Source organism: Nonomuraea sp. NPDC001684 (genome assembly GCF_053596515.1).
The window spans coordinates 1-4,993 of record NZ_JBSFGJ010000584.1 but is presented as its reverse complement, the minus strand read 5'-3'; the positions used below and the strand labels follow the sequence as shown (position 1 = coordinate 4,993).

General features: G+C 73.0%; 6 protein-coding genes. 1 reads left to right on the top strand and 5 read right to left on the bottom strand.

Annotation, left to right across the window (positions count from 1 at the left end; genetic code table 11):
- The coding region (locus ACWCSD_RS47745) for an alpha/beta hydrolase (RefSeq protein ID WP_449925646.1) at window positions 1-870 on the bottom strand (870 nt) is incomplete at its 3' end.
- 185 nt (window positions 871-1,055) lie between these two features.
- On the opposite strand from ACWCSD_RS47745, the gene ACWCSD_RS47740 reads away from it, so the two are divergent.
- Window positions 1,056-1,781: an alpha/beta fold hydrolase gene (locus tag ACWCSD_RS47740; RefSeq protein ID WP_397164751.1), complete on the top strand. Its 726-nt coding sequence runs from the start codon at window positions 1,056-1,058 to the stop codon at window positions 1,779-1,781.
- Window positions 1,782-1,823: 42 nt separating this feature from the next.
- On the opposite strand, the gene ACWCSD_RS47735 is transcribed toward ACWCSD_RS47740, so the two are convergent.
- From ACWCSD_RS47735 to ACWCSD_RS47720, 4 genes are all read right to left on the bottom strand, one after another.
- The gene (locus ACWCSD_RS47735; RefSeq protein ID WP_352349644.1) at window positions 1,824-2,756 is read right to left on the bottom strand and encodes a 2OG-Fe(II) oxygenase family protein; all 933 of its coding nucleotides are present in this window, start codon (window positions 2,754-2,756) and stop codon (window positions 1,824-1,826) included.
- A 48-nt stretch (window positions 2,757-2,804) separates the two neighbouring features.
- The gene (locus tag ACWCSD_RS47730) at window positions 2,805-3,500 is read right to left on the bottom strand and encodes a helix-turn-helix transcriptional regulator (protein ID WP_358283124.1); all 696 of its coding nucleotides are present in this window, start codon (window positions 3,498-3,500) and stop codon (window positions 2,805-2,807) included.
- 58 nt (window positions 3,501-3,558) lie between these two features.
- Complete coding sequence (locus ACWCSD_RS47725; protein ID WP_387668394.1) at window positions 3,559-4,284, bottom strand: GntR family transcriptional regulator; 726 nt, start codon at window positions 4,282-4,284, stop codon at window positions 3,559-3,561.
- A partial coding sequence (locus tag ACWCSD_RS47720) for a PfkB family carbohydrate kinase (protein ID WP_449925641.1) occupies window positions 4,281-4,993 on the bottom strand: 713 nt, incomplete at its 5' end. The genes ACWCSD_RS47725 and ACWCSD_RS47720, both read right to left, overlap by 4 nt.

Sequence of the window (4,993 nt, the reverse complement as noted above, 5' to 3'; positions counted from 1 at the left end):
GAGCATGACGAAGTCGTGGATGATGCCCTGGTAACGCACGGCGGTCACCGGCACCCCGGCGGCGCGCAGCTTGGCGGCGTACGCCTCGCCCTCGTCGCGCAGCACGTCCGCCTCGCCGGTGATGACCAGCGCCGGCGGCAGGCCGGCCAGCTCCTCGACGGTGGCCCGCAGCGGGGACGCGGTGATCTCGGCGCGTTCGGCCTCCGAGGTCGTGTACTGGTCCCAGAACCACTGCATGCCGTCCCGGCGCAGGAAGTAGCCCTCGGCGAACTGCCGGTAGGACTCGGTGTCGAAGGACGCGTCGGTCACCGGGTAGAACAGCACCTGGCGGCGCAGCGACAGCCCGCCGCGCTGCTTGGCCATGATGGTCAGCGCGGCGGTCATGTTGCCGCCGACGGAGTCGCCGGCCACCGCGACGCGCGTGGCGTCCAGGCCCTTGGCGGCGCCGTCGGTGACGATCCAGCGGGCGACCGTCCAGTTCTGCTCGATGGCGACCGGGTAGCGGTGCTCGGGCGACAGGTCGTACTCGGGGAAGACCACGGCGGCGCCGGCGCCGGTCGCCAGCTCGCGGACCAGCCGGTCGTGGGTGTGGGCGTTGCCGAAGACCCAGCCGGCGCCGTGGATGTAGATGATCACGGGCAGGGCGCCGGTGCTGCCGGCGGGCCGCACGATGCGGGCCCTGACCTCGCCGGTGGGTCCGCCGGGGACCGTCACCCACTCCTCGTCCACGGCGGGCAGCTCGGCCGGGCCGGACTGCACCTCGTTCACGGCCTTGCGGCCCTCCTCCGGCGGGAGCTGGAAGAGGTACGGCGGCTCGGCGGTGGCCTCGGCGAACGCCTGAGCGGCGGGTTCCAGGACGGGCTTGATCATGATCGCTCCAGGAAGAAGGGGTGGGAAGCAGGGGGGCCGTCACCCATCCAAACGACCGGCCCGCGGAAAGACGAGGCGGAACCACAGGCAGAAGTACGTTTCCGCCTCGTGCGCGCGAGCGGCCCGGCTGTTGGATCGCTACCGGGGCCGACCGGTCCCTTTCGCCCCGAGAAGGAGTTTTTCCCATGACGGAGAGCACCACCCCGACGGTCGTCCTCGTGCACGGCGCGTTCGCCGACGCGGCGAGCTGGTCCGGCGTCATCGCCGAGCTGCAGCGGGACGGCATCCCCGTGGTGGCCCCGCCGAACCCGCTGCGCGGCCTGGCCTCGGACGCGGCGTACGTCGCCTCCGTCGCGGCCCAGATCGACGGCCCGGTCGTGCTGGCAGGCCACTCGTACGGCGGCGCGATCATCACCGTGGCCGGCGCGGCGGACAACGTCGTCGGCCTCGTCTACGTCGCCGCGTACGTCCCGGACGAGGGCGAGAGCCTGGGCGAGCTCCAGGGCCGCTTCCCCGAGCCGCCGCTCGGCGCGAGCCTGCGGCAGGCGTCCTACCCGCTGGCGGACGGCGGTGCCGCCGTCGAGTTCACCATCGCCGCCGACGCCTTCCCCCAGGTCTTCGCCGCCGACGTGCCGGCCGAGGTCACCCGGGTCCTCGCCGTGGCGCAGCGGCCGCTGGCGGCCGGGGCGTTCACCGAGGGCGCGGCCACGGCGGCCTGGCGGGCCAAGCCGTCGTGGGCCGTCATCGCCGACGCCGACCAGGCCATCAACCCCGACGTGCAGCGGTTCGGGGCCGAGCGGGCCGGCGCGACCGCCGTGGAGGTCGCCGGCGCCTCGCACGCGGTCGCGGTGTCGCGGCCGAAGGAGGTCGCCGACGTGATCCGGGCGGCCGTCCGGGCCACCGCCTCCTGATCGCCTCCTGACGGCCGGCCCGGCCGCCAGGAGGCCGGGCGGTCAGGACTGCTTGCCGAGGCCCTGGAAGCGGCTGTCGATGAAGTCGCCCCAGGTGGCGTTCAGCGACATCAGCTCGCCGTCCACCATCTTCCACTGGCGGGCCTTGTGCTGCGGATAGGCGAAGAGCACCGACGACAGGCGCTCGTAGCCGGCGGGCATCGGCTTGGTGTGCACCCGGTGCGTGGACGGCCGGAACCGCCCGTCGGAGGCGCTGGTGAGCATCCGGCCGATGTTGCACAGCACGACGTCGGTCCCGGCGATCACCGGCTCGACCCAGGTGCCGTCGTGCAGCACGTACTGCAGGCCCTGGTCGGACGGGGGAAGCTGGAGGCCGAGCATCTGGATGCCGGAGTGCTCGTGGGCCAGCACCTCGCGGTCGCCGACGTCCCGGTAGTGGATCACCCGCAGGTTCGTCGCGTCGTGCGAGAGGTCCAGCTCGGGCGTGCCGGGCGGCATCATCCCCCGGACGACCTCGCCGAAGAGCGAGATCAGCCGGAAGGCGATGTCGAACACCTCGGCGGCGCGGGCGCCGAACGCCGGGAAGGCCCGCAGCACGTCACCCGCCCCGGGCGGCTGGTCGCCGATCATGGCGCCGCTGACGTGGATGAACTCCTTCGGGTCGGGCACGCCGTTGGCCAGGCGCGGGATCTCCGAGTTGTACGGGAAGAACCCGTGCGTGCCGCCGACGGCGAGCTGCGGGACGACGTCGTAGGCGTAGTCGGACAGGCTCGGCCCGGTCGCCCGGCAGGCCGCGGCGAACTCGTTCATCATGGCCTCGACGCGCTCGCCGATGCCGGGCACCTCCGCGGCCATGAAGCCCCATCCGGTCAGCTGCGACCTGATGGCGTCGGTGGCGGCGGCCATGTCGGCCTCGATGTCATGCAGCCTGACGACGGGGGCGCGGCCGCTGAGTTCCATGAGAGGGACGTCCATTGTCACTCCGTTTCTCGATGACCGTTCGGGGATGGTTCGTCGTACGTGCTACGTGCCGGTGCTGCTCAGGTGGCGCGGGGTGCGGGCGGCGGGGTCGAGGCCGAGCCGCTGGGCGACCAGGGCGACCTCGGTGCGGTTGGAGCAGTTGAACTTGACGAGCAGGTTCGAGATGTGGCGCTTGACGCCATGGATGGAGATGCCCATCGAGCGGGCGATCTGGTGGTTGCTCATGCCGCGCAGCAGCAGCGCCAGCACCATGTGCTCGCGCTCGGTCAGGCGGCCGAGCAGGTCGGGCCCGCCCCTGGACGGGACGGGCGCGTCGCCGCGCAGCAGCCGATCGAAGGTGCCCGACAAGCCGGCGACATTGATCTCGTCCCACAGCAGGCAACCGGCCAGCCCGTACCGCTGGGCGACGCAGGGGGCGAGCTCCTCCCCCTGACGCACCATGGCCAGGATCTGCGGGCGGGCCCGGCGGGGGCGTCCGCCGAGCACGTCCGGCAGGACCGCGAGCGGGATCACCGCCACGTCGAAGTCCTCGCCGGCCAGCAGCAGCCGGGCCTCCGCGCAGCTGCGCACGACCGCGACCCCGGCCACGTTCGACACCTTCATCAGCAGCGGCGGGAGCCCGTAGAAGGAGACCTCGTCCTCGGCGAGCCAGAAGACGGACAGCCTGGTGCACCTCGCCCGGAGGCTGGAAGGGGAGGCCGGGATGGGGTGGCCGGCCTCCAGCGTGATGGCACTCATCGCATGATCCTCTCTGCGTCGGCGAACGGCGGTCGGTCGGTACGCGGCGGCGGCTCACTCAGTCGCGGCGTCTCACCAGGTGGAAGGAGAAGTCGGTGCCCCTGTGGTAGTCCTGCGAATACAGCACCGGCCGTCCGGCGCTGTCGTGGTGGGTCTGGAGGAGCAGCAGCCAGGCGCCGCCGTCCTCGTGGGTGCCGATGCGCTCGGCCTGGGCGTGGCTGAGGGTCACCGCCCGCACCTGGGCGACGGCGTAGGCGATGGTGTGGCCGTGCTCGGTGAGGAGCTGGAACAGCGAGCCGGTCCAGTCCACCTCGTCCATGGGGCGGCCGATGAGCGAGCGCGGGAACAGGTCGATGGAGTACAGCAGCGCGTCGTCCCGGTGCCGGCGCAGGCGTTCCAGCCGGACGATGGCCTCGCCGGGCGGCAGTTGCAGCAGCTCGCGCTGGTGGCGGTCCGGCTCGGTGGCCATGACGTCGAGGACGGTGTTGTCGGCGGTGAACCCGCGGCTGGCCAGCATCTCGGTGACGCCTTCGAGGCGGGTCAGCGGCCGGTCCAGGCTGGGCTGCGAGGTGAGGTAGCGGCCGTCGCCGTGCCTGGCCTGGATGAGCCCTTCCTGCTCCAGGAGCTTGAACGCCTCCCTGATGCTGGTGCGCCCGACGTCGAACAGGGTCATGAGCTCGTTCTCGGACGGCAGCCTGTCACCGGGGCGCAGCCCCTGCTCGACGATCAGGGCGTGCAGCCGGTCACGGATCTGGATGGCCAGGGTGGGATGACGTCGTGTCACGCGGGTCTCTCCTGCACGGACGGACCGCGGAGCGGGGCGATGCCGAGCTCGGCGGCCGATGGGTAGCTGGGGGCACAGAACCGGCGCGTGACCGAGACGGTCGCCACCTGGCAGGCGAGCCGGACGCCGCGCACCAGGCCCGTGCCGGCGCAGAGGGCGGCCGCCAGGGCGCCGGTGAAGGCGTCACCCGCGCCGGTGGTGTCCACAACGCGCACGCTGGGGACGTCGATCAGCATAGTGCCGCCGTCGTCGGCGATCTCGGCGCCGTGCTCGCCGCGGGTGACGACGACGGTGCGTCCCCTGGTCCTGCCGCGCAGGTCGTCCAGGTCGCCGGGGGTCTCGCCGGCCAGCGCGGCCAGCTCGCCCTCGTTGAGCACCAGCACGTCGGCGCGGGCCAGCAGCTCCTTGCCGGTCCCCTCCAGGAACGGTCCCGCCGGGCTCGGATTGAGCAGGACGCGCACGCCCGGCGGGGCCGCCGTCGCGGCGGCGTACGAGATCTCCAGCGGGATCTCCCCCTGCAGCACGAGCACGGACCCGGCGGGCAGGCCGGCGGCGACGGCGGCCGCCTGGGCGGGCGGCAGCAGGTCGGCGGCCCCCGGCCAGGTCATGACCAGCTGCCCGCCGGCCGCGTCGACGTAGACGAAACTGCGCCCGGTCGCGACGCCGACGGCCGTGGTGCACTCGCCGACCTCGATGCCCTCGGCGCGCA

What these genes read in the sequence shown, in the direction of transcription:
- ACWCSD_RS47730 (WP_358283124.1), bottom strand. Translation starts at nt 3,500, where the DNA reads ATGAGTGCCATCACGCTGGAGGCCGGCCACCCCATCCCGGCCTCCCCT.
- ACWCSD_RS47740 (WP_397164751.1), top strand. Translation starts at nt 1,056, where the DNA reads ATGACGGAGAGCACCACCCCGACGGTCGTCCTCGTGCACGGCGCGTTC.
- ACWCSD_RS47735 (WP_352349644.1), bottom strand. Translation starts at nt 2,756, where the DNA reads ATGGACGTCCCTCTCATGGAACTCAGCGGCCGCGCCCCCGTCGTCAGG.